The 24,890-nt window shown below is 42.2% G+C and carries 18 protein-coding genes; 4 read left to right on the forward strand and 14 right to left on the reverse strand.

The window, feature by feature from the left end; all coding sequences use genetic code 11:
- Nucleotides 1-225 precede the first annotated feature (225 nt).
- The gene (locus tag ABID99_RS15005; RefSeq protein WP_188831602.1) at nucleotides 226-1,788 is read left to right on the forward strand and encodes a glycosyltransferase family 39 protein; all 1,563 of its coding nucleotides are present in this window, start codon (nucleotides 226-228) and stop codon (nucleotides 1,786-1,788) included.
- Nucleotides 1,789-1,832: 44 nt separating this feature from the next.
- On the opposite strand, the gene ABID99_RS15010 is transcribed toward ABID99_RS15005, so the two are convergent.
- Nucleotides 1,833-2,204, reverse strand: coding sequence for an NTF2 fold immunity protein (locus ABID99_RS15010; RefSeq protein WP_188831601.1), 372 nt, complete (start codon nucleotides 2,202-2,204; stop codon nucleotides 1,833-1,835).
- Nucleotides 2,205-2,274: 70 nt separating this feature from the next.
- Nucleotides 2,275-3,636, reverse strand: a complete 1,362-nt coding sequence (locus ABID99_RS15015; protein WP_188831600.1) for a cystathionine beta-synthase — start codon at nucleotides 3,634-3,636, stop codon at nucleotides 2,275-2,277.
- A 170-nt stretch (nucleotides 3,637-3,806) separates the two neighbouring features.
- Between ABID99_RS15015 and ABID99_RS15020 the strand changes: the two genes are divergently transcribed.
- A complete protein-coding gene (locus tag ABID99_RS15020; protein WP_373614218.1) occupies nucleotides 3,807-8,855 on the forward strand; it encodes an alpha-2-macroglobulin family protein in 5,049 nt (1,682 codons plus the stop codon).
- A gap of 35 nt (nucleotides 8,856-8,890) precedes the next feature.
- The gene (locus ABID99_RS15025) at nucleotides 8,891-9,688 is read left to right on the forward strand and encodes a hypothetical protein (RefSeq protein ID WP_373614219.1); all 798 of its coding nucleotides are present in this window, start codon (nucleotides 8,891-8,893) and stop codon (nucleotides 9,686-9,688) included.
- 113 nt (nucleotides 9,689-9,801) lie between these two features.
- Here ABID99_RS15025 and ABID99_RS15030 read toward each other — a convergent pair whose 3' ends face one another.
- From ABID99_RS15030 to tig, 4 genes are all read right to left on the reverse strand, one after another.
- Nucleotides 9,802-10,659 carry an AMP nucleosidase gene (locus ABID99_RS15030; RefSeq protein WP_090524536.1) on the reverse strand — a complete coding sequence of 286 codons (858 nt, stop codon included), beginning with the start codon at nucleotides 10,657-10,659 and terminating at the stop codon, nucleotides 9,802-9,804.
- 91 nt (nucleotides 10,660-10,750) lie between these two features.
- The gene (gene clpX, locus ABID99_RS15035) at nucleotides 10,751-11,989 is read right to left on the reverse strand and encodes an ATP-dependent Clp protease ATP-binding subunit ClpX (protein ID WP_373615909.1); all 1,239 of its coding nucleotides are present in this window, start codon (nucleotides 11,987-11,989) and stop codon (nucleotides 10,751-10,753) included.
- Nucleotides 11,990-12,147: 158 nt separating this feature from the next.
- Nucleotides 12,148-12,876 (reverse strand): ATP-dependent Clp protease proteolytic subunit, encoded by a 729-nt coding sequence (locus ABID99_RS15040; RefSeq protein ID WP_112574025.1) that lies wholly within the window; start codon nucleotides 12,874-12,876, stop codon nucleotides 12,148-12,150.
- A 436-nt stretch (nucleotides 12,877-13,312) separates the two neighbouring features.
- On the reverse strand, nucleotides 13,313-14,671 hold the full coding sequence (tig, locus tag ABID99_RS15045) for a trigger factor (RefSeq protein ID WP_373614220.1): 1,359 nt from the start codon (nucleotides 14,669-14,671) through the stop codon (nucleotides 13,313-13,315).
- A gap of 637 nt (nucleotides 14,672-15,308) precedes the next feature.
- On the opposite strand from tig, the gene ABID99_RS15050 reads away from it, so the two are divergent.
- On the forward strand, nucleotides 15,309-16,349 hold the full coding sequence (locus ABID99_RS15050; protein ID WP_091169225.1) for an IS110 family transposase: 1,041 nt from the start codon (nucleotides 15,309-15,311) through the stop codon (nucleotides 16,347-16,349).
- A 157-nt stretch (nucleotides 16,350-16,506) separates the two neighbouring features.
- Here ABID99_RS15050 and ABID99_RS15055 read toward each other — a convergent pair whose 3' ends face one another.
- The 8 genes from ABID99_RS15055 to ABID99_RS15090 all read right to left on the reverse strand — a co-directional run bounded on the left by ABID99_RS15055 (nucleotide 16,507) and on the right by ABID99_RS15090 (nucleotide 24,670).
- On the reverse strand, nucleotides 16,507-17,490 hold the full coding sequence (locus ABID99_RS15055) for a cytochrome c (RefSeq protein WP_373614221.1): 984 nt from the start codon (nucleotides 17,488-17,490) through the stop codon (nucleotides 16,507-16,509).
- A 90-nt stretch (nucleotides 17,491-17,580) separates the two neighbouring features.
- Entirely contained in the window at nucleotides 17,581-18,303 is a 723-nt protein-coding gene (locus ABID99_RS15060; protein WP_090524528.1) for a head GIN domain-containing protein, read from the reverse strand.
- A 116-nt stretch (nucleotides 18,304-18,419) separates the two neighbouring features.
- Nucleotides 18,420-19,028: a GIN domain-containing protein gene (locus ABID99_RS15065; protein WP_090524526.1), complete on the reverse strand. Its 609-nt coding sequence runs from the start codon at nucleotides 19,026-19,028 to the stop codon at nucleotides 18,420-18,422.
- 339 nt (nucleotides 19,029-19,367) lie between these two features.
- Nucleotides 19,368-19,832 (reverse strand): SRPBCC family protein, encoded by a 465-nt coding sequence (locus ABID99_RS15070; RefSeq protein WP_090526167.1) that lies wholly within the window; start codon nucleotides 19,830-19,832, stop codon nucleotides 19,368-19,370.
- The gene (locus tag ABID99_RS15075) at nucleotides 19,813-20,154 is read right to left on the reverse strand and encodes a helix-turn-helix transcriptional regulator (RefSeq protein ID WP_090524524.1); all 342 of its coding nucleotides are present in this window, start codon (nucleotides 20,152-20,154) and stop codon (nucleotides 19,813-19,815) included. The genes ABID99_RS15070 and ABID99_RS15075 overlap by 20 nt, the downstream gene beginning before the upstream one ends.
- Before the next feature lie 425 nt (nucleotides 20,155-20,579).
- Nucleotides 20,580-21,179, reverse strand: a complete 600-nt coding sequence (locus tag ABID99_RS15080; protein ID WP_373614222.1) for a GIN domain-containing protein — start codon at nucleotides 21,177-21,179, stop codon at nucleotides 20,580-20,582.
- 368 nt (nucleotides 21,180-21,547) lie between these two features.
- On the reverse strand, nucleotides 21,548-23,443 hold the full coding sequence (locus ABID99_RS15085) for an ATP-dependent DNA helicase RecQ (protein ID WP_373614223.1): 1,896 nt from the start codon (nucleotides 23,441-23,443) through the stop codon (nucleotides 21,548-21,550).
- 153 nt (nucleotides 23,444-23,596) lie between these two features.
- On the reverse strand, nucleotides 23,597-24,670 hold the full coding sequence (locus tag ABID99_RS15090; protein WP_373614224.1) for an alpha/beta hydrolase: 1,074 nt from the start codon (nucleotides 24,668-24,670) through the stop codon (nucleotides 23,597-23,599).
- Nucleotides 24,671-24,890: the final 220 nt, after the last annotated feature.

Consider the following 24,890-nt stretch of genomic DNA (forward strand, 5'->3'; position numbering starts at 1 on the left):
GGCGAAAGGTTAAAGGTTAAAGGTTAAAGGTAGCTGCACTTAGCAAAGCCTTTAACCTTTTTTTATTTTAGAACTTTTTCTATCAAAATATAGTACTTAACCGGGAAATACTTAAATAGTTGCGTATAAAGCGGCATTAATAATTTACTTTTTAAAGACCTTTCGCCTTTAACCTTTTACCTTTCACCTCAAAAATACTACCTTTAAAAAACCATTCTATAAACAATGCCTTACAAAAACCGGAAATCTACCTACGTTTATTTTGTACTGATATTTGTATTTATTAAAGTTGTTCTTAATCTTTTCGCCATATCGCATTTTGGTTTCCACAGGGATGAGTTTTTGCACCTTGTACTGGCCGACCACCTGGATTGGGGATATAAGGAAGTACCGCCATTTATAGCCATCCTGGCAAAAATTTCTATAACTTGTTTTGGCAACTCGGTTTTTGCGGCGCGATTGTTCCCTACCCTGTTTGGTGGGCTTATTGTGCTGCTCACCGGACTTATAGTAATAGAATTTGGTGGAAAGAAGTTTGCTATAACCCTTGCGTGTTTATCACTCATTTTTGCGCCTGCCTTTGCAGCAAGTGACTATCTTTTTCAGCCTGTAGTATTCGATCAGTTTTGGTGGGTATTAACCGTTTGGCTGCTCGTAAAATACCTCAACACTACCGATGTAAGGTACCTGTACTGGCTGGGGGCAGCCGTTGGCTTTGGCGTACTTACCAAGTACACCATGCTATTTTTCGCAGCTTCGCTGGTTATTGGGATTCTTATTAGCAAGCAGCGTAAATTACTGTTCAATAAGCATATTCTTGGTGCTGCCTTGATAACAATAGTTATCGTACTGCCTAACCTCATCTGGCAAATAACACATCACATGCCTGTATTTACGCATATGAAAGCCCTGCGCGAGCAGCAGCTGGATTACATAACCCCAACCGACTTTATTAAGCAGCAACTACTGGTCAACGGCATAGCGTTATTTGTATGGCTTAACGGACTGGCGTTCCTGATATTTTCATTCAGGCTGCGTAATTTCCAGTTTCTGGCATTGGCTTATGCGCTCATCTTCTTTTTTTTACTGATGATGGATGGTAAAAGCTATTACATATTTGGAGCCTACCCCATGTTGTTTGCAGCAGGGGCCTTTGGTTTTGAGCGTTTATTAAAAACCACTGGCTATGTTTTGCGTACCGCCCTGGTAATATTGTTTACGTTGCCCAATGCTTTGTTACTGCCAATCTTATTGCCCATTTTACCAATGGACCAAACCCTGGCTTTTTTTCGATTTGCCGATAAACACCTTCCGGCTGCCCGTTTTTCGATGACCTGGGAAGACGGTAAAAAACATGCTACCACACAGGATTATGCCGACATGCTGGGATGGGATGATATGGCGGCATTGGTTGATAAAGCTTACAAAAGCTTAAACCCTGAAGATCAAAAACAGACTATGGTTTATGCCGATAACTACGGTGAAGCCGGTGCAATCCACCATTACCGCAAGCAATACGGCTATCCCGATGTAATATCACTGAACAGCAGCTTTACCCTTTGGGCACCAGATAGCCTCAAAAGCAAATACCTGATTTATGTAGATGAAAACGGCGGAAAAAATATTAAGGAGTTTGTGGAAGGGAAAATGATAGGCAGTTTTACGAAAGTAGGCGAAGTAACTAATCCGCTTGCCCGCGAAAAAGGTACGGCTGTGTTTATTATCACGCCAAATTATCGGTTAAATGAACGGTATTCTCCTGAGTTAGCGAAGAAGAGGTTGGAGTAATTCTGAGGTGAAAGGCAAAAGGTTAAAGGCGAAAGGTTTTTTGATCATTTATAATGCGTTAGTCGAACAACTCGACCGTCTTTAGCATTGAGCACAATTAAAAATCCGCCGCCCAACATTTTTTCGGGCAACGTACCATTTAATACCCAATAGCCATTTATAAAATAAGTCTCATAAGGCCTTTCATTAACTATTTGCGCTCTCCCATATATTTTAAATAGAATCGCTTCGGCAACAGCTATAGCAGTTTGTCTGTCTGTAATAACCTTATCAACAATTACCTGTCGTTCCCTTTTCTCCGTCAATGCTTTTTTTAGTTCTTCCTTTGCTACCTCGGCACCGAGTATAGTGTGTTTTTGAGAATGACTAATAAACGGCAACAGAAATATGGATGTAAAAACGAAAAAATGTTTCATGCTCTAAATATAAAAAAAGGCGCCATGCTTATCACATAACACCTTTCGCCTTTATCCTTTCGCCTTAAAATCAGGCAGAAATGGCGTTTATAATATCATACTGGGTAATAATCTCGATTTTACCCTGCCCGTCTTCAACCAACACAGCAATGTTATCTTTATTGATCATGGCCGAGATCCTGTCTATCGAAGTGTTCAGATCAACAAACGGGAACGGTGCAGTGGTAATGTTTTTGATCGGCTGCGATTTGATCGAAGGGTTTTCGATTAGCGAATCAAGGATATCGCTTTCGGTGATCTTTCCAATTACCATGCCTTTTTGCGTAACCGGGATCTGAGATATATTGAGCGATTTAATGGTGTTGATGGCTTCCAGCACGCTCTTCTCACAATCAATAGTGATGATCTCCTGCACCTCTTTTTTGCTGATGATATCGCGGGCGGTTAGTTTTTCGTCTTTCAGGAAACCGCGGTCGCGCAGCCAGTCGTCATTATACATTTTTCCAAGATAGCGGGTACCATGGTCCGGGAAGATGATCACCACCACGTCGCCCTCTTTAAACTTATCCTTCATCTGCAGCAAACCCGCCACGGCTGAGCCGGTTGAGTTACCTGAGAAGATCCCTTCTTTACGTGCAATCTCGCGGGTCATGAGGGCAGCGTCCTTATCTGTCACCTTCTCAAAATGATCTATCAGGCTAAAATCAACGTTTTGCGGTAGGAAATCTTCGCCGATACCTTCGGTGATATATGGATAGATCTCGTTTTTATCAAAAACACCTGTCTCTTTGTATTTTTTAAATACAGACCCGTAAGTGTCAATACCCAAAACCTGGATAGCAGGGTTCTTCTCTTTCAGATAACGGGCGATGCCCGAGATAGTACCACCGGTGCCAACACCGGCAATAAGGTGCGTGATCTTGCCCTCAGTTTGCTCCCAAATTTCGGGACCGGTACTTTCATAGTGCGCCTGCGAGTTGCTCAGGTTATCATACTGATTGGGCTTCCATGAGTTAGGGACTTCCCGCTCCAGGCGTGATGATACCGAATAGTATGATCGCGGGTCTTCAGGCTCCACATTGGTTGGGCAAACAATTACCTCCGCACCAAAGGCGCGCAATGCATCAAATTTTTCTTTTGATTGTTTATCGGTGCTGGTAAAAATACACTTGTAGCCTTTTATCACAGCTGCAATGGCCAGGCCCATACCGGTATTGCCCGATGTGCCTTCAATAATGGTTCCGCCGGGCTTAAGTTTTCCGCTTTTTTCGGCGTCCTCAATCATTTTAAGGGCCATACGGTCTTTTATGGAGTTGCCGGGGTTGGTTGTCTCTATCTTGGCTAAAACGGTAGCAGGGATGTCTTTTGCTACTTTATTCAGTTTTACCAGCGGCGTGTTGCCAATGGTATCGAGTATGTTATTGTACCACATAATTTAAATCTCTACTAACCCGGTATATAAAGCAGGGTTACGCCTCAAAAATAAGTTTCTTAAATGATATTTCTTTTATGGAATAGTAAATAGATATGCATCCTATAAACACACAAGCATAAATGTAATAAATTTAAACGGGTGACAATTACCACAAAATATACCTAAACATGCAGGCACCAATAAAAAAATCGTTATTATTTTTTAGTTTCTTAAGTTTTTGTATAACTGCCGCATTGGGGCAAAAGCCGCTTACCCCAAGCCGGCAAAGCAGTTATTATACCTACATATATAAAATAACAGATGGTGATGTGCTTAAATTTTATCGCTACCCACGTAAAAAACCTGATGAGCAAATATTACACAACCCCATTGATTCGTTTAAAACAAACGATAAATGGAACAATACCCTCCCTCCCGGTAACTATTTGAAAGTAGCTGCAAAAAAGAACGTGCTAAGCTATTCGCTTATCGAAAACCGCTCGGCCAATTTAAAACTGCTGGCTAATAACTATGACCTCCGCTTTATTTTAGTTGATCAGACAGGTAAAGCCATTAACAACGCTTTAGTGCAGTTTAACAATCATACCGTTACTTATGATTCAAAAGCCGGCTTGTATATAGCTAACCCTTCAAAAAGGGATACCATACTAAAAGTTGATTACGCGGGCGTAACCAATTACTACGCTATAAAAAAACAGCAGCGCTCATCTTATTATCATTACAATCCGTATCGCCATATGAGTTTTTTTAAAGCTACCTGGAAACGCTTTAAAAACCTGTTTAAGGGGCACGATAAATATTACAGCCATCAGCCCGCAGATAATTACGAAGGCTTCATGGTTTTTAACAAGGCCATTTATAAACCACATGATACGGTAAAATTCAAGGCGATCATCCTAAATAAAAAATCAAAACAACCTGTAACCACAACTCAGCTTTTAGTACGGCTCAAAGAACGGTATGAGGATGACGGTAAGATCATCGGCAAAGTAAACAGTTACCGCGAAGGAGCTTATGAATATAGTTTCGCCCTCACAGATAGTCTTGACCTTTCTCTTGATGAAGATTATACCATCTCGCTCGAAGATCCGTCGAGCGAAAAATACAAACTTGATGATTATGACGGCGATGACGATCAGGGCTTTTTAGCCAAACGCAAGGTTTTTCTGACGGGCCAGTTTAAATATGAAGAATACGAGCTTAAATCAATTACGTTCAGCACCAGGGTTGATAAAGAAGAACACGGGCCCGGAAATCCGGCTACATTATATTTAAAAGCAGTTGACGAAAATAACCTGCCGGTTACGGATGGCAGGGTTACTGTTACATTCAATACCCGTGGCACCGGCACGCGCAGGCAAAGCTACACTTTTGTGCCCGACCAGCTTTGGACACACCAGCTACAGCTTGACCCGGTTGGTGAAACCAGGCTAGTTATCCCCGATTCCATCTTTCCTAAGGCAGATGTCACTTACACCAATAATTCAGAATTTCTGAACAGCAATAATGAACAGCAATCAGCTAATAACGATATGAGTTATCGGTACAGCCGGTTTAGTATTACCGCCAAATTAAACGGTGATACACTAATCAGTAACGCCTTTGACAATGGCAAGGCCATACAAACTATGGCTACCATCAGCACCCTTAACGCAAAGTATGATATCATAAACAGGGTCAGGGTAATGCTCCCGGCAAAAACCATTATTAACCCGTATGCCGATAGCTACGACATTGAAACAGACAGCGCTTATGCCGATCTTGCCCTAAAAGATAATAGCGCAGACATCTCGCTATCAGGCTACCGCACCGCCGATTCACTGTTTGTAAAGGTTGAAAACCCGCGGTACCTCCATTTTTGGTATTCGGTATTTGGCGGCAACAAATTAATTGATGCGGGGCAGGCCAATAACCTGTTTTATGTACGTACTTACAATGATCAAAACCTTGTAAACTTTCAGGTGCATTATATCTGGGCAGGCGAAAGCAAAACAGAAGCCACCGATATCATGTACCGCGATAAGCTGCTGACCATCAACGTTCGTCAGCCGGTGTCCGTTTATCCCGGGCAGCAAGCTAAAACCGACATCGTGGTTACCGATGCCAAAGGCCAGCCTGTAGCCAATGCTGATTTAACGGCCTGGTCAATGACGAGTAAGTTTGCCGACTACAAGGCGCCGTATGTGCCCTACCTTGGCAAAGGTTTTCCGTATCGCAAGCAAAAAATGGGTTTTAATACCGGCAATATAAATGGCGATGGGTCATTACAGCTCAACTGGAAGCGCTGGAGTAAGGAAATGGGGCTTGACAGTATTGCTTACTACCAGTTTACTCACCCTAACAAAATTTACCGGGTTGAAGAAGACGCCAAAGACTCGCTAACCCAGGTGGCGCCTTTTGTGATTAAAAACGGCGATGTACTGCCCGTACATATCCTTTATATTGATGACCGGCCGGTGTACTTCGACCAAACACAGCAGCTTAAACGCTACAGCTTCGCAGTATCGCCGGGCAGGCACATGTTCCGGTTCAGGACCAGCCATCAAAACATTTGGGTAGATAGTGTAGATGTACAAGAATCGAAAAAGCTGATCTTCAGCATTAATGCGGATAATGCGCACTCAACAAAGGTTTTGGATACATTGAGTACCTATGAATGCGATCTCATCAACCGTTACCTGATTACCGTTATCAATAATTTTGGCTGGAAGATGGCCCTCCTTACCCAAAACGAAAAGGTATTCATGATCAATCCCGACCCGAACTATGGTTACCGGAACAACAGCGTACTCATAGGTCCGTCGGCCGAAAACTTTGCCAATTTAGATGTACAAGGCAGCGGATCACGACGTTTTGTTGCCGAACCAGGTTATTCATTTCAGTTTGAGCCCGGCCTTATTAAACAAAAAAGTATCCCCACTACTTATCCCTTCAACCCCACACTATCGTCATACCAGGGCCCGGCCGATGATTATACACAACAGGTACTTACCCAACCCGAGGCCGAAAGTATCTGGCAGCAATATCTTGACCTGCGCAGCAACACGCAATCGCTTTTTGTAAACCCTACCATCACCGGCGAAACAGGTAAACTAAGTATGAGCATCGATCAACCTAAGGGCAAAAAACTGCTGGTTAAAAACCTGATCGTTTATAAATATGATGACCCGGACTTTTTATTGATCTATCCCGGCAATACCACATACATTAACAACCTAAACGCCGGCAGCTACAGGCTTTTATTTTTGCTTAAGGGCGATAGTTATGATATTAAAGAAAATGTAACCATAAAAACAGGCGGTACTAATTTTTACAGCTTTGAGGTACTGCCCACTCATGGCAAAGATTCGGTAGGTGTCCGGATCAGCAACATTATCAATAACAGGACGGGCGGCTATAATCACGGTGACCGGGAAATAGAAAACGATGCCCTGAAAATAAAAGAAGCGTTTAATGATAAATACCTTGATACCGGCAACTTCGGCGATATGATGAGCGGAATAGTTACCGCCAGCGATGATAAATTGGTTGTACCCGGCGTAACCATAAGGGTAAAGGGTTCATCAACAGGTACGCAAACTGACATAGCAGGGCGCTTTAAATTAAAAGTACCCAAAACCGGCAAACTCATTGTAAGCTTTATAGGGCACGAAACACAGGAGTTAAGCATACAACCCGGTGCAACTATCAAGGTAGTCTTAAAACCCAGCTCAAAATCCTTGCAGGAAGTAGTGGTTATTGGGTATGGCGTGCAACGAAAAGCGGAAATGACCGGATCGATAGCAACCGTATCTTCCTTAGAAGGCGGGCTTGCTGGCCTGACAGTAGGTAACGAAGCCAATATCATGATTAGGGGCATTAGTTCATCACCGTCGGCCCAGCCGCTGATTGTGGTGGATGGCGAGATTGTTGATAAACTATCTGACGTAAATAAAGAAGACATTGCAGAAATTAGTGTATTGAAAGACGCCGCCGCCACTGCTATATATGGTGCGCGTGGTGCAAATGGCGTCATCGTGATCCGGACCAAAGCTAAACCGGGTTTGGCTGGAGGCCAAAGGGCCGACAGTACACAAACCGGCAGTTCGCAAACCATGCGTAAAAACTTTTCTGATTATGCCTACTGGCAACCTAAACTGACTACTGACGAACATGGCAAAGCAAGTTTCATGGTTAATTACCCTGATGATATCACCAACTGGCGAACATTTATCATCGGCATAACGGGCAACAAGCAAACCGGCTTTACCGAAAGCAGTATCAAATCATATAAACCATTAAGCGCAAATTTTGTCGCACCGCAATTTGCCATAGCCGGCGACGAAATGAACTTGATTGGTAAGGTAATGAACTACAACAATACCTCCGCGAAGCTTACCCGAATTTTTAAATACAACGGCCAGACTTTGAAACAAGACGAGCTGGAAGTTAAAAACTCTAAAATTGACACACTTACCATTACTGCTACTGCCGCTGCTTCTACCAATCCTACCGACAGCCTCACTTTTGAATACACCATTAAACGGGATAACGGCTATTTTGACGGCGAGCAACGCAGGATCCCGGTAATGCCGCAGGGTGTTAAAGAAACCAAAGGAGTTTTTGAGGCACTTGACCGCGATACCACAGTGAACATGAAATTTGATCCGGCTTTGGGACCTGTCACTTTCCGGGCAGAGGCTTCTGTATTGCCTGCGTTGACTGAAGAAACCCGTAAGCTGAGGGAGTACAAGTATCTGTGCAATGAGCAGCTGGCTTCAAAATTGAAAGGCCTGCTCATGGAACGACACATTAAAAAGTTTTTGGGCGAAGAGTTTAAATACGAGAGAAATATAAAAGACGTAATTAAAAAGCTACAGGAAAACCGCAAAAGTAACGGTACCTGGGGCTGGTGGAAGGACAGTAACGAAGAACTCTGGATTAGCCTGCATGTGGTAGAAGCATTGATAGATGCGCAAAAAGAGGGTTACGCTGTTGAACTAGATAAACAAAAATTAACCGACTATCTCGTCTTTCAGCTTGAAAGTTACAAACGCAGGGACAAAATACTTTGCCTTGAGTTACTTCATAAACTGAGCGCTAAAGTTGATTACCAGAAGTATGTAACAGACATTGAAAAAGAGCAGGTTAAGGAACAAAAAAACTTCGACTATAAGTTGTCGGGTTATGATAAGTTAAGAATGATGTTATTGCGGCAGGAATCTGCCTATCCATAAAAATGGACAGTTTAATCAACACAAGTAAACATACTATGTTTGGTAACCTATATTGGGGCGAAGACGGTTATCGCTTTTTTGATAATTCGGTACAGTTGAGTGTATTAGCCTACCGCATTATCAAAAACGAAGGCAGGCATCCCGAGCTATTAACCAAGATCCGCGGCTACTTCCTTGAACAACGCCGTCTTGGAGATTGGCGTAATACTTATGAATCGGCGCTGATACTGGAAACTATTCTGCCAGATCTGTTGACAGAAAATAAACAGGTTCAACCATCGCAGATCAGGCTTACAGGCACCGATACAAAAACGATCGACAAATTCCCTTATTCGGCAACGCTAACTGATAAAACAATCAGTATCAGTAAAACAGGCAGCCTGCCTGTATACATTACCGGCTATCAGCAGTTTTGGAACAACAAGCCCGAAAAAGTAAGTAAAGATTTTACAGTAAATACCTGGTTTGAGCGCAAGGAAAAAACAATAACCACCCTGAAAGGCGGTGAACCTGTATTATTAAAAGCAGAAGTAACCGCCCGCGGCGATGCTGATTTTGTGATGATAGAGATTCCGATACCTGCCGGATGCTCGTACGAGAGTAAGGAGCAGCAATGGGACAACAATGAAGTACACCGCGAATATTTTAAAGAGAAAGTAAGCATATTTTGCCGAAGCCTTAAACAGGGCAAATATACATTCACCGTAAATCTCATCCCCCGTTACAACGGTAAATACACCCTAAATCCGGCCAAAGCCGAAATGATGTATTTTCCGGTATTTTACGGCAGAGAGGGGATGAAACAAGTGGTCATTGGGGCATCAGGTCATTAAGTCATTTTTGCATTTTGTCAGACTTACGAAGTTTCAAAAACTTCGTAAGTCTTTTATTCATTAAGCTATTAAAAAAATGACCTAATGACAAAATGACTCAATGAATAAAATGACTAAAATTTAAGATGCTTAACCGTTAACCCGTTATTGATCAACTGCTTTAACGATTCGATACCTATGTGCAGGTGTGTTTCAACAAACTGCTCTGTTACTGACGAATCGCTTTCGGCGGTTTTTACACCTTCAGGAATCATCGGCTGATCTGACACTAACAGCAACGCACCTGTAGGAATCTTGTTGGCAAAACCGGTGGTAAAAATAGTAGCTGTTTCCATATCAACGGCCATGGCACGCAGATCTTTCAGGTATTTTTTGAAAACTTTATCATGCTCCCAAACGCGGCGGTTAGTGGTGTAGCAGGTACCGGTCCAGTAATCACGTGAATAATCACGGATGGTAGTTGAGATGGCTTTCTGCAGTGCGAATGATGGCAAGGCAGGGACCTCTGGCGGTAAATAGTCATTTGATGTACCTTCACCACGGATGGCGGCTATCGGCAGGATCAGGTCGCCTACGTTGTTCTTTTTCTTAAGGCCTCCGCATTTACCCAAAAATATGACAGCTTTGGGGTGAATGGCTGTGAGCAGGTCCATAACAGTAGCCGCAACCGAACTGCCCATACCAAAGTTAATAATGGTAATACCGTTTGCTGTAACGCTTTGCATTGGTTTTTCAAGCCCCATAATAGGCGCGTTATCATTCCACTGCGAAAACAGCTGGATATACTTTGAAAAATTGGTGAGGATAATATACTCTCCAAATGCTTCAAGCGGTCGGCCGGTATAACGCGGTAACCAGTTAGCAACAATTGCTTCTTTTGTTTTTAATCCTGATTTTATGGGCGATTGCACTTCTTTCACCGGCGGTGGTAAGGCATCTCCGTCCTTTTTAATGTTTAATTCTTCGTTCATATGATTTCTTTTTATACAGCAAACCCCGGTATGAGAACCAGGGCGCGCTTTATTTTTTAATAAATATAAGTGTTTGCTTATATACTGTGCGTTAAGCTACTTTTAACTTTTTCAGATCCGATTTTTCAAACTTCTCGCGTGCGTAATCCAATGTTACGTTCAACCGTTTCACATCCTTTTTAGACGGAAACTCGAACATAGCATCAATCATGATAGCTTCGCATATTGAGCGTAAGCCCCTCGCGCCAAGTTTAAATTCCATTGCTTTATCAACAATAAACTCCAGTACTTCGTCTTCAAAATCAAGCTTTACACCTTCATATTCAAACAGTTTTTTGTACTGTTTCAATAATGAGTTTTTAGGCTCGGTAAGGATATTGTGCAATGCTTCCCTATCAAGCGGGTTGAGGAAGGTAAGCACCGGCAAACGGCCTATCAACTCAGGGATTAAACCAAATGATTTCAAATCCTGCGGGGTGATATACTTATAGAAGTTTTTAGTATCGATATCGCCCTCGTCGTGCTTAAACTTGTAACCAACAGTTTGGGTACGCAGGCGATTGGCGATCTTCCTTTCAATACCATCAAAGGCCCCTCCGCAAATGAAAAGGATGTTACTGGTATTTACCGTGATCATTTTCTGATCCGGGTGTTTACGGCCACCTTGTGGTGGTACGTTAACCATGGTACCTTCTAATATCTTCAATAGTGCTTGTTGTACACCTTCTCCGGATACGTCGCGGGTGATAGAAGCATTATCGCTTTTACGGGCTATTTTATCAACCTCATCAATGTAAACAATACCTTTTTCGGCAAGGGTTACATCATAATCGGCCGATTGCAGTAAGCGGGTCAGGATGCTTTCAACGTCCTCCCCTACATAGCCTGCTTCGGTTAGCACAGTAGCGTCGCAAATGCAAAACGGAACGTTAAGTACTTTGGCGAGTGTTTTAGCAAGCAGGGTTTTGCCCGTACCTGTTTCACCTACCATGATGATGTTTGATTTTTCAATCTCAACCTCATCTTTATCAATACGCTGATTTAAGCGTTTATAATGATTATATACAGCTACCGAAAGTATCTTTTTGGCATCATCCTGTCCAATAACATACTGATCAAGATGTGCCTTCATTTCTGATGGCTTAAGCAGGGCCGGCGCCAGAGGCGATGACTTCACTTTACGTACCTTCAACTCCTCAGCCAATATTTCATTGGCCTGGTTCACACATTTGTCACAAATGTGTGCATCAAGTCCTGCTATTAACATCAGGGAATCCTGTTTACCGGCACCGCAAAATGAACACCTGATCTCTTTGCTGTTTTTATTCATCTGATTTGTCTTCTTACTCAAAGTTAAAAAATTAGTGGTAAAAAACAAAGTATTGTCCGTAAGTCGGGAAGTCCGTAAAGTCCGAAAGCAACGATACTTTCTGATTTTAACATACTTACTTCCGGACTTTCCGACTTATCGGACTTGCGGACTCAAGATTACTTTCCTTTGTTACCTTTTAAAATCTCGTCAACCATACCAAATTCTTTCGCTTCTTCTGCAATCATCCAGTAGTCACGGTCAGATGCATCCCAAACTTTTTGGTAAGGTGCACCACTATGATCTGCAATGATCTGGTACAGCTCTTTTTTCAATTTGGTGATCTCCTGGTAAGTGATCTCTATATCTGACTGCTGGCCCTGTGCACCGCCCGATGGCTGGTGGATCATCACCCTTGCATGCGGAAGCGCTGCCCTTTTACCTTCAGTACCAGCTACTAACAGTACTGCAGCCATTGACGCCGCCATACCTGTACAGATGGTAGCCACGTCATTTGATATAAACTGCATGGTATCATAGATACCTAAACCTGCATAAACCGAACCACCTGGCGAGTTAATGTAGATCTGGATATCACGTTTAGCATCAGCCGATTGTAAGAAAAGCAATTGAGCCTGGATAATGTTTGCAATATTATCATAAATGGCATCGCCAAGGAAAATGATACGGTCCATCATCAAACGCGAAAACACGTCCATGGCCTGTACGTTAAGCTGGCGTTCTTCAAGAATGTATGGTGTCATGCCGGTTGGTACGGTTGTAATACCGCCTGTTGGCATATTGCCTCTTTCAACACCTGCAATATATTTGTCTACATAAAGGCTGTTAATACGGTGATGCTTAACAGCATATTTTCTGAATTCGTTTTTATCGATATTACTGCTCATGGTTTTTGTTTGTTGTTCGTTAGGAAATGCGGGCGTCTTACCCGCGATAAATATAGTTTTTAGTTCAATAGATTTTTTGCAAGATAGTTTTTATTACGTAATTTTTTGATAAGGCCTCTTTTAAGTCAGACGTCCGAAAGTCAGTAAAGTCCGAAAGTTACATGATACTTACACAAAGGTTTATTTTACGGCTATTACCCAGGATTATGCTTCTTGCGCTCGTTTACAACGAGTGCTTAAAGTGGTTTCGCGATTGTATCGCGCGGGCCGGAGGCGTTATAAACGCAAACCCAGTTACGCACTCGTTACAAACGAGCGCGAGAGCAAATAGCATGCGATACGGTAAAGACCTCATAAAACACCAAAAGCAACCCGATGAGTTGCTTTTGGTGAATATACTATAAAATCTACCCTAATAAGGGCGATTGAAAGAAGCTTACTGTGCTGCAGATACCAATACACTGAAATCAGTGTAAAGGATATCCTGCTTATCTAAAGTGATCACATTTTTGATATAGTCAAATACCTTTAATGCTTTTACCTCTTCAAATATCTTGTTAGCGTTGTCTTTGTTTTGCAGGTACTGAACAGTGTACTGGCCCAACTGATCCTCAGGGATAGCAGTAGGGCTGTACATCCTGAACTGCTGATCTAAACGGATCTTAGCTAATTCAAACACATCTTCATATTTAATTTCGATTGTGTTATCAGTAATGATCTTGTTTTCAATCAAAGTCCATTTCAGGTTTTGAGCAAAATCGTTGTAACCGCCTTCTAATTCCTCATCGCTCAGTTTTTCGTTAGTTGCTTTTAACCAACGTTTCAGAAATTCATCAGGAAGCGCGAAATCAACTTTAGCGATAGCCAGTTTGTACATGTCGTCCTGCAATTTGCGGTCGGCATCCTGAACCATCATGCTTTCAAGTTCTTCAGTAATTTTAGCTGTGAACTCCTCTTCGGTAGTCACTGTACCTTCACCAAATAATTTGTCAAAGAACTCCTGATTAAGGTCACTTTCTTCTAAACGGTTAACGTTTTTAACAGTTAATTGGAAATCGCCTCTTAAATCAGCTGCATCGTCTTCTTCAATTTTCAATAAACCGGCAATTTTAGCTGCGTCGTTATCAAAAGCTTTACGAATATCGAATGTTAACACATCGCCTTTTTTCAAACCGATCAATGAAGCTTTGATTGCTTCATCTTTGATCTGATCTAAACGTACAGACGCCGTGTTGGTTATCCCACCCTCAAAAACACTACCATCAGCCGAAAGTTGAACCAATTCGCTGTAAAGAACGTCATCATCTGCCGATACGTCAGGATTTGTCATTTTGCCATAGCTACGGCGGATGTTTTTGATCCTTGAAGCCAGCGTTTCGTCATCAACTTTGATTACGTATTGGGTTAATTTATCTTTTGATGAAAAGTCGATGCTGAACTCAGGAGCTAAACCTAATTCATAGCTAAACTCAAAGTTATCGGCAAAATCCCAGTTGTATTCTTTGTTATCATCTGCAGCAGGCAATGGCTGACCCAATACGGCCAGTTTTTGCTCGTCGATATAGTTATTTAAAGTATCTTGTAACAGGTTGTTGATCTCATCAACAAGGATGCTTTTACCGTACATTTTTTTGATGTGCGATGCAGGCACCATGCCCGGGCGAAAACCAGGAATTTTTGCTTTTTTAGCGTTTTCCTTTATAGCTTTTTCAACACGTGGCTGGTAATCTTCAGGGTTGATGTTAATTTTAACAACTGCGTTCAGGTCATTAATTTTTTCCTGTGTAATATTCATCTTTTTACCGGGTATTTAATTTAATCCTTTGAAATATAGCCTAAAACCTAATCCGTGCTATACAAAATTCGAGGCGCAAAAGTATGAATTTATTTTTAATTAGCGCTTGATTTTATATTGTTTTCAAGGAAAATGAAGCAGCTTTTAAACGGGTTGAACGGCAAGGCAACATGATAACAGCATAAATATTTGTCTGAACCTGTGTTTGTCTGAACCAGAATTAAACAATTTTTTAAAGTTGATGAAAACATTGAACTTGCATATCATTTCTGGTACATTCTTTAATTCAATAAATTCGGGTTCAGACAATAATATGGGCGTTGCCTGCGGCCCGGGCTATCCGTTGCAAGTCCTCGCTTTGCCCCTACGCTCCCCCTCGTTCGCTGCGGACTTTCCACTTCTATCCCTCCTATGTTTACATCTAATATTATTGTAATGATTTTATGAGTGAAAAGAGTGAGAGCACAGCAATCCCAAACAGCCTTGAGCATGTTGAGCGTTAGATATAGCCTCACTCCTTTACTTTTTTGAGTTTGAACAGAATGTAAGGAATACGACCAGGCAGTATATCCAGGATAACCAACAGGAGGAAAAACGAAGAAAGGTTTTCACTTATAACAGTTAAAAACTTTGATCAATGGCAAGCAGATTATTAAAACAAGTAGTAGGTATTGATGTGGCTCAAAAAGAGCTGGTGGTTTCTATCGGCAAGATGGATGAGCAGGCAGTTATAACAGTTTATGCGAACAAGATTTTTCCAAACAATGAAAAAGGATTTGCAAACCTGGAAGTATGGATAAACAAGCAAAGCATCCCCCAATATCCATTAAGATATGTAATGGAGGCCACAGGTGTATACCACGAGCGCCTTGCTTATTATCTGGCCGGCAAAGGGTATGCTGTAAGTATTGTCATGCCCAACAAGATCTCAAACTTCTTCAAGACACTGGAGATCAAAACAATTACCGATAAATCAATGTCTTTTGCCATAGCCATGTTCGGACTTGAAAAGAAACTGGATAACTGGGTACAACCCAAAAGGGTGTTCAGGACCCTGCGGCAGATAACCCGTGAAAGAGAACAACTTATTGCAGAAAGAACCATGATCAAGAACCAGCTACATGCTGAACAGTCCGAAGCTTTTCCGGGGGAAGATACTATCCGCAGAATGATGGACAGGATAAAGATGATTGGTGAACAACTTAAAGAAATACTTACTGAGATTAGAACAGCTGTAGCACAGGACAAACATTTAAAACAAACACTGGCTACCATTACCACTATTCCTGGAGTCGGCTTATTAACGGCCACTGTGATCATAGCCGAAACAAACGGCTTTGAGCTGATCAGGAGTAAAAAGCAGCTGACCAGTTACGCCGGGCTGGATGTCAGGGAAAAAGAATCCGGCTCATCCGTTAAGGGCAAACCCAAGATATCTAAAAGGGGGAACAAGCATTTACGAAAAGCCATGCACTTACCTGCATTAGCGGCCATAAGACATTCAGAAAGATATAAAGCTATATTTGTCCGGATCGTATCCCGAAATAGCGTGAAAATGAAAGCTACTGTAGCAGTACAAAGAAAATTATTGGAGATGGTATACACTATATACAAAACCAACAAACCATTCGAAAAAGACTACCTTCAACAGAATGCACACATATCCGAAAATAGTTAGAGCAGTCGCTTCAATTGAAGGACTGCCCTAAACAGGCTAACATAAAGCTGCCTAAGACTCAAAAATAAAAAATAACTTTTGCATATCAACACAGAATCTAACGCGGCTAACGCACTATCCGTAAAACCGGGCGTTAAACCCAACCAACCTCTAATCTCTATTTCCAATTCCTTTCAAATTTTACAACATGGTTACTGATGGGCTTTATTGTTTTCAAATAAGCATAAATTGCTTCCAGATCGGACACTTTCATGCTGCCATATCTCCACCACGGCATAATGGTTTGAAATTCGCCCGGTTTTACCTGAGTCGGTTGCATTTTACCGCTGGCAAATTGAGTAAAGCGGCTTACAAATTGCTCTTTTGTCCAGCTGCCAATGCCTGTTTCCTTATCGGGCGTAATATTGGCCGAAAACACTTTGCTTCCACCGGGTACTATATAACCTTGTCCGCCGGCAAAAGCCATAACTTCGTTCAATTTACCTTTATCTGATTGCGTGTGGCACTCTTTACAGGCCGCTGCATTTAATAAATAAGCTCCATATTTAACAGTATCTGCCGGATTGGGGATATTACCCAATGCAGCCTTTTGCGGCATGGTATGCACAATAACATTCAGCGGAAAATCGAGCTGATGACCCGGATAATTTTTGCCGCTAGGTTTTAATGTACGTATATATGCAATGATGGAATAAAGATCTTCCCTATCCATTTTTGCATAATAAGGCCATGGCATTATCGGAAATATAACCGACCCATCTTTTTTAACACCAGTGGTCATTGCCCTGAAGATCTCACCGTCTGTCCACCCACTCAAATTTAACGGGGTAATGTTAGGTGAATAAACAGTACCGGGGAAACCTGCTGAGGCATCAAATTTTTCTCCGCCGGCACCGGAGATCGTTGAATCTGAAGGGCCTGCAAATTTATCCCAACTACGGGTGGAATGACAATCCAGGCAAACGGTTACATTATTTGCGAGGTATTTACCACGGGCTATACGCTGTGGAGTTGGATCTACTTTAATAGCTTCGGGCCGGCCAACGTTGGGGAGGGCCAGCGTAATGTACGATACGCCAGCAATTGCAATCAGGATAAGTACTATAACTGCATAGGCTGTCCATTTTAAAAACTTTTTCATTTTTAATTAGTGATAGGTGGTTAATAAATTAAAAGAGCCATGAATTAGTTAGATCCCGGCCCCTTTGTTATACTTTAATTATAATATCGATCAGTCAACTTTTTTGATAGATGAGGCTCCCGATTTATCGTTGTTTACAGTAGATGGCGAGCCTTTATATTGAATTTCGGAAGCGCCACTGGTATGTACATTCAGTGTTTTAAGCACATTGATTTTGCAATGTCCAATGCCCGATGTTTCGATATCATAGTCACCAACAACAAAATCAAAGGCATCTACTTTACCGGCTCCGCTCAGGTCAATTTTGTGTGATGCGGCCTGGCCTGTAAGATGTACTTCTGTGGCGCCACTGCCATCTGTTGAAACATTGGCCGCGTTAAGGTCAAGTGTTACTTTAGTAGCACCTGAAAGATCAAGCTTGAAATCTTTAGCGTTGAGCTTGCCGTCAGAATTAACTTCAACCGCGCCCGAAGCTTTAATTTCTTCAAGGTTTTTCACGCCGATGTTGATCACCATATCACCGGGATCGCAGAAATTCTTTTTTGATTTAATATGTAATACGCCACCTTCAACCGAAGTTGAAATATATTTGAGCAGGTTATCATCAGCTTTGATATCGATAGTTAACGAACTATCCTGTTTCAGGTGTACTTTAAACGCGCCCGAGATCTCGACTTTTTTAAAGTCTTCAGCTTTGCGTTTCTCTGTAGTCTGGTTTCCCGAACCATGTACGCATCTGTAATTACATGATGATAATATGGCTGTAGTTATTAACGCGCCTGCTATAGTGAAGGTAAAAAGGTATTTTTTCATAGTATGGTTGTTATGACGCCGAATGGCAGTTTAGTGTTACATCAAAATTAAAAAAAGCTATCACATTTTGAGTGATAGCTTTTGAATATATGATAGACTTTTGCAAAAGTAAGTTATTAAAGACCTGCAAACTCATTTTCAACAGTGTATTTGGCAGGAGCGTTAGTTACCTTATCGGTGAAGCTTGCTGCGGCGAAAGCGTTATTGTTTACAAATGATTCGCGGGTGTGGTTCAGGGTATAAACATCGGCTGTACCGGTAAATTCAGCTTTAGCTTTGTCATTAACATTTACGGTGGCAGCGTAAGCTTCAACATTTAATTTAACAGATGCATTGTCATAAAGGTTAACGTTAAGCTCAAGGGCTGCAAGTTTTCCGAATGATTTAACTTCGGCATTGTCATAAGCATTGATGGCTTTCAAATCATTTGCAGTTACCCAAACTACCAGTTTTTCGTTTTTGTACGAGGTGATACGTAGGGTACCGTTGTTGTTTTGTACCAATGCGCTCTCTGAATAATACTTGTTATAAACTTTAACATTGTCATTCTCCCCTGCTGATACATATACCTCAACATTGCCGCGAACTTCGATCTTGCTGATCTTGCTTACGTTATTTAAAACTACGGCTGCGCCGTTGTCAATTTTGGTTGCTGCGTTAGCTGCAGTTGATACGCCAAGTGCTAAAACTAAAGAGGCTGCGATTGTTAATATTGTAGTTTTCATGATGATTAATATTTTGATTGTCAATTATTTGTGTTCCTATTTCATTTAATACACAGATAAGACGCTCCCATTTTTAAAACGTTACAGCGGTTTCGGGCAAATTAGATGTACACCGGGTTTTAGTCGGCGAACGGGGGATTTATATCGGTAAACAGCGGAAGAATTTTTGATTATAAATGTGCAGATTTCAGATGTGCAGATGAAAAGTGATGACGGCAATGCTATTAATGCCATTCGAAACCTCTTTAATTGGGGCTGCTATAAACGCAAAAAGCGTTATTGTTCAATAACGCTTTATACATTAACAAAAGAAGATATCTATGTGACCTTCGATAGAGTTTATCCCTTCCTCACATCTTTTAAATACAGGTTCAACTTTTCGATGTTTTGCTTTAAGCCTTCATCAGCTTTAAATGTTTTTACTACCTGTACAAACTGCTCATGCGTTTCAAAAAGCATGTGCCAGCTCAGGAAAGTTTGCTCTCCCCGTTCGTCAAACTCAATAGTTGCAACAAATCTTGGACTGCTGACATGCTCGTATACTATCTTTTTAAGTGGAATAACTTCTTTAAATACGCTCTTATTTTTATAATCTGTTCCATCGGGGCCATGCATCACCAGATCCCACTCTCCTCCTGGTTTAATTTCCATTTTACTAATGGTATTGGTGAAGCCGTTGGGCCCCCACCACTGGGCAATATGTTCGGGTTGGGTCCAAACTTCCCATACCAGCTCAACCGGGGCATCTAAAGTTCTGGTTAAGCGCAGTTCACGATCTGCAGTGCTACTTTGATTGTTTTCCATTTCTTTCATTTTTTAGGTTTACTACATATTTCTCAAGGTTATCCAATTTATTTTCCCAGTGCTGGCGATATTGATCAACCCAAACTGATATTTCGCCAAGCTGATCAAGCCGGGCTTCGCAGACCCTATCGCGGCCCTGCTGTTTAACGTTTATCAAACCGCAATCGGCCAGTATCTGGATATGCAGTGAAATTGCCTGGCGTGTAACATCAAAGTTTGCAGCTATCGCATTCACGTTATGTGGCTGTGCAGCAATCATATTGATAATCGCTCTTCGGGTGGGGTCGGCTATCGCCTGGTAAACATCTCGTCTGGCTTTCATAATTACGCAAGTAAGTACTTGCAAATATAAATGCAAGCATTTACTTGCGCAAGTATTTTTTGAAAATAGTTTTATTCAATAAGAAAACAAAAAACGTCGCCACCCTATTAAAGGTAACGACGCTCCAGAAAACAATTTAAGGTCAGTTCAAATTACCATGGCAGTTCTTCGCCAAAGGCTGATCGAGCAGAGCAGAAAGACTTTGTTGAGACCATCAATAAAGGTGTTGCAGATGGCGAATATCGCCTGAAATAAACGCTACCTATTATTGAAACAACAACATAACAAAAACTTTTTTAGTTATCTCACTGGTAATAATAGTAAAGCATCTTTTAACACGCGCCTGTTTGCAACCCAAAAGCACGCAAAAAACCGCCCCTTTCAGGGCGGCTACACTATATATAATTGACTCAAAAAAATGGCTTTTATAAAGTTGCAAATTCATCAACCCTTGGTTTGGTTTCTTTATTCAGGGTTTCTGTAGCATGAGTGTAGGCTAAACCGTTGCTGTTTACGTTTGAAGTTGCATTTCTTGTTAGACTATACTCATTGGTATTACCTTTAAGCTCGGCTTTGGCATTACCGCTTAGGGTGATGCTGGCGCTATAAGTATCCAGGTTAAGATTGGCAGATGCATTGTTGTTTAATTTAACATCAAGCTCGATGCCTGAAAGACTGCCGAATGATTTAATCTCGGCATTATCATACGCGTTAATGGCACTCAATTGGTTTGCAGTTACCCAAACAACCAATTTTTCGGCTTTATATGATGATATGCGCAATACGCCTTTTTGTGACTGAACCAGAGCGTTTTCAGAATAGTAGCGGTTGTAAACTTTTACCTGGTCGGCCGGGCCGCTTGATATGTACAGTTCAACATTGCCGTAAACTTCAATTTTGTTGATTTTGCTGATGTCGGTTAAAATGATGCCTGCATCATTTTTAGCATTATTTGCAGATGCGATGTTTGCGAAGCCAAGTACCATAAACAGTACGGTAGCGATGGCGGTTAATGTAGTTTTCATGGTATTAATATTTTGATTGTCAAGTGATTATTATTTTATTTCATTGAATACATACATATGACGATCTCAAATAAAAAACGTTACAGCAGGCTTGGGCTAATTAGCTGTAGGGCAGGTTTTTGTCGGTAAAGGGGTGATTTTTCCCGGTGAAATGGGGTGGAGAATTTGAGGGAAAGAAAGATAAATTAGATCGAAGCACGACACAATTAAAAATGGGGTCATGCTGAGGCACTCGAAGCATCGTGGGCAGGCCTCTGCGCGCGACCCTTCGACAGGCTCAGGGTGACAGGCCCCTTTTTTATATTGTCATTTCTCCTTTAGAGTTTCTGGGCATGATGGACGGGTGAAAACCCTTGTTATACAACCTATCAACTCAAATAATAAGCCTCACCATCAGTTTTAATCTTCCCTGCATCGATCAGCAGGCGTACGGCCTCCATTTTTTCTTTTTCGGTACCGATGTTGATCCCGGTTATCAGGCCACCGATATCGGGGTTGCTGATACTAAGCAATTGAACTATTTCGGTGGTGATGTTGTCGAAGATCTCGTCTTGATTTACCCTGCGTTTTTCCTCAAGGCAAACATCGCAGATCCCGCATTTACGACCATTTGGCTCATCAAAATAAGCCAGCAACATCTGGCTCCGGCAGCGTTTATGAATGGCGTAGGCAAAAACAGCTTCCATTTTTTGGCGGTACACTTCTTTGCGCTGCTCAATATATTTCCTGTCGACGATGAGGTGACTGCCCTGTACCCGTGGTTTTAAATAGGTAACCTGGGGTTTATCAGTTTGTTGCATATAGCTAAGCAATCCATACTGCTGCAACTGTAACATCCCTTCAATAACCTGCTGAACGCTTAAACCTGTTCGCCTTGCGATATCAAACTCCTTTATACGCACATAATTTTCAAAAGCCCCCCCGTATGAGCGCAGCAGGGTTTTGATAAAAGGGTCCCAACCGGCGTTCTGGATCTGGAAGTTGTATAGTTGCTCGTTAACTACCTCAAACTGAAAACGCGAGGGTAAAAATACGCTTTCGTTAAAAGCAAGGTATTCGTCACGCTCTAAAAACTTAAGGGCGTTGAGCGTTTTAATAGCATCGAGCTTAAAGCGGCTGCAAAATTCGCCAAGGTCGAGATCAAAGCTTAAACCCTCGCCGGCCTCATAAGCTACCTGGTAATAATTGGCCAGGTTATGGTATACCTGCTTAATCTCCTCAACCGATGGAAAGTTAAGCTCATACATCTTTTCCTGTTTCAGCTTATCGGCAGGGTTATATAGCAGTACGCCAAAAGCTTTATTACCATCGCGGCCGCCCCGGCCGGCTTCCTGATAATAGGCTTCCAAACTTTCGGGAATATCCTTGTGGATCACAAACCGTACATCCGGTTTATCTATCCCCATACCAAAAGCATTGGTAGCTACGATCACCCGTACCCGGTTATTTTTCCAGGCCTCCTGCTTTTCGGCGCGCTGGTCAACAGTCAGGCCTGCGTTGTAATAATCGGCCCTTATACCGTTATCCGTCAGGAACTTCGCTATCTCAAAAGTTTCCTTCCTGCTCCGTACATATACAATGCCGCTTCCCTTAACACCGCGTACGATATTGATCATTTTACGGAACTTATCTTCCTCATGCTGCACCACATAACTGATATTGCGTCGTTCAAAACTTTGCTGGTAAACTACCGGATTTTTGAATTTTAGCTTTTCCTGAATATCGGCCTTAACATCGGCGGTAGCTGTTGCTGTAAGCGCAAGCACGGGCACGTTGGGATGCAGCTCCCGCAGATCGGCAATATGCAGGTACGGCGGCCTGAAATCGTAACCCCATTGCGAAATACAATGCGCCTCGTCCACTGCGAAGAGGTTTACTTTCATGTACTTCACCCGCTCGCGCACCAATTCGCTCAGCAGGCGCTCGGGCGACAGGTACAGGAACTTTACCGAACCATAAATGCAATTATCCAGCGCTAGGTCTATCTCACGGCGACCCATTCCCGATACTATGGATATCGCGTTGATGCCTTTGGCCCGCAGGTTTTCAACCTGGTCTTTCATGAGCGCAATAAGCGGCGACACCACTATACAGATCCCCTCTTTAGCCAACGCCGGCACCTGGAAACAAACTGATTTACCGCCACCGGTAGGCAACAGCGCCAAAGTATCATTTCCTAATAAAACAGACTGGATGATCTCGGCCTGCATAGGCCTGAAGGCATCATGGTTCCAGTACTGTTTTAATATTTCTTCGATGGTCATGGGGTGTAATTTAGTCCGAAAGTCGGAGGTCCGCAAATTTAGTCCGAAAGTCGGGAAGTCCGTAAGTCCGAAAGATCATTAAAGCTTTTTCGATAATTGCCTTTGCAGACTCACGGACTTCCCGACTTACGGACTTCAGACTTTCCGACTCCTTCAAAACTCCATCAACCATTTATAAAACCCAGGCCAGTCGCCGTTCCATTGCTTTTCATTGTGGGATGCGCCTTTGATTACAGTAACGGGGGCGTTTTCGGGTTTTACCCCTCTTGATTTCAGCAAATTGGCCATTTTTTGCATATCGGCTACCATACTGGCGCTTTCTGCATCGCCGCAAACAAAATAAAAACGGCTATTTTTATTTATTGCAGCCTGTTGTGCCTGGTCATAAATTTGCGGCGCTATCCAGAATGCGGGCGAAAATACCCCTGCATTTCCAAACACCCTGGGGTATTTAAGCGCGGCATACATCGAGATAAGTCCGCCCATGGAGCTGCCCGCAATGGTTGTGTGCGCGGCATCAGTTTGGGTACGGTAATGGGTATCAATATATGGTTTAAGGTCGTTAATTAAAAATTGCACATACTCATCTCCCCTGCCTTCTCCGTATCTTGAGTTATACGGATCATATTCGGTTATGCGGTATTCGCCACCATGATCGATACCCACTATGATGCTTTCCTGTTGAACAGGTATCCTATCCATGAGCTCATCAATCCCCCATTCGCTATAGCTTGAGGTGTATTCATCAAAAAGGTTCTGCCCATCGTGCATGTAAATTACCGGATATTTCTTTTTGTCTGCCTCATAACCGGCCGGTAAATAGATCCAAACCCTCCGCTGCCTGCCTAATTGAGGTATTTCAAAGTTTTCGCTGATCACATGTACCCTCGCTGTAGCGGTATGTTTCTTTTCAGGTATGCCAAAGTTATCCTGCCAGGCTTCAATATCCAGCTTAATAGTTGTATCTGCGGTTATTTTTAGGTTGCGGTTATCAATGGCCTTACCCGCAACATCGCATTCAACGGTGCTCCAACTGCCACGGGTCACTTTAAAATGAACAATCCCGGCCGGCAGGTCTTTGTTTATCACGTAATTTCCCTTCTCATTTTTAACCAGTTCCCAAGCCTTATCGGCAGGGTTCCAGCCATTAAAATCACCTGCCAGGAACAGGTGTTCAGACGGGCTTTTCAACGCTGCTATTTTGCCGGTAAAAAAGGAGATTTTCACCTGGCTAAAAAGCAAAAAATTTCGGCCCAAAAGCAAAAACGCGCAGAAAATTATTTTTTTCATCATCATAAAAAGCTAAAAACCGGGAACGTTTCCGGGAACGTTCCCGGAAACGGGTTGCATTAAAGTAAAATCACCTATTGTGTAAACATGACACTTACTTATTTCACAAATATGCGTTTAAATCCAAATTTCGCATAAAAACAATAATTTTTCCCCA

The sequence above is a fragment of the Mucilaginibacter sp. OAE612 genome, assembly GCF_041806395.1.
Classification (GTDB): domain Bacteria; phylum Bacteroidota; class Bacteroidia; order Sphingobacteriales; family Sphingobacteriaceae; genus Mucilaginibacter; species Mucilaginibacter rubeus.

What these genes read in the sequence shown, in the direction of transcription:
- ABID99_RS15055 (WP_373614221.1), bottom strand. Translation starts at nt 17,490, where the DNA reads ATGAAAAAGTTTTTAAAATGGACAGCCTATGCAGTTATAGTACTTATC.
- tig (WP_373614220.1), bottom strand. Translation starts at nt 14,671, where the DNA reads ATGAATATTACACAGGAAAAAATTAATGACCTGAACGCAGTTGTTAAA.
- ABID99_RS15015 (WP_188831600.1), bottom strand. Translation starts at nt 3,636, where the DNA reads ATGTGGTACAATAACATACTCGATACCATTGGCAACACGCCGCTGGTA.
- ABID99_RS15070 (WP_090526167.1), bottom strand. Translation starts at nt 19,832, where the DNA reads ATGGAAAACAATCAAAGTAGCACTGCAGATCGTGAACTGCGCTTAACC.
- ABID99_RS15060 (WP_090524528.1), bottom strand. Translation starts at nt 18,303, where the DNA reads ATGAAAAAATACCTTTTTACCTTCACTATAGCAGGCGCGTTAATAACT.
- ABID99_RS15030 (WP_090524536.1), bottom strand. Translation starts at nt 10,659, where the DNA reads ATGAACGAAGAATTAAACATTAAAAAGGACGGAGATGCCTTACCACCG.
- ABID99_RS15085 (WP_373614223.1), bottom strand. Translation starts at nt 23,443, where the DNA reads ATGACCATCGAAGAAATATTAAAACAGTACTGGAACCATGATGCCTTC.
- ABID99_RS15065 (WP_090524526.1), bottom strand. Translation starts at nt 19,028, where the DNA reads ATGAAAACTACAATATTAACAATCGCAGCCTCTTTAGTTTTAGCACTT.
- ABID99_RS15010 (WP_188831601.1), bottom strand. Translation starts at nt 2,204, where the DNA reads ATGAAACATTTTTTCGTTTTTACATCCATATTTCTGTTGCCGTTTATT.
- ABID99_RS15025 (WP_373614219.1), top strand. Translation starts at nt 8,891, where the DNA reads ATGTTTGGTAACCTATATTGGGGCGAAGACGGTTATCGCTTTTTTGAT.
- ABID99_RS15040 (WP_112574025.1), bottom strand. Translation starts at nt 12,876, where the DNA reads ATGAGCAGTAATATCGATAAAAACGAATTCAGAAAATATGCTGTTAAG.
- ABID99_RS15020 (WP_373614218.1), top strand. Translation starts at nt 3,807, where the DNA reads ATGCAGGCACCAATAAAAAAATCGTTATTATTTTTTAGTTTCTTAAGT.
- ABID99_RS15080 (WP_373614222.1), bottom strand. Translation starts at nt 21,179, where the DNA reads ATGAAAACTACATTAACCGCCATCGCTACCGTACTGTTTATGGTACTT.
- ABID99_RS15075 (WP_090524524.1), bottom strand. Translation starts at nt 20,154, where the DNA reads ATGAAAGCCAGACGAGATGTTTACCAGGCGATAGCCGACCCCACCCGA.
- ABID99_RS15005 (WP_188831602.1), top strand. Translation starts at nt 226, where the DNA reads ATGCCTTACAAAAACCGGAAATCTACCTACGTTTATTTTGTACTGATA.
- clpX (WP_373615909.1), bottom strand. Translation starts at nt 11,989, where the DNA reads ATGAATAAAAACAGCAAAGAGATCAGGTGTTCATTTTGCGGTGCCGGT.
- ABID99_RS15050 (WP_091169225.1), top strand. Translation starts at nt 15,309, where the DNA reads ATGGCAAGCAGATTATTAAAACAAGTAGTAGGTATTGATGTGGCTCAA.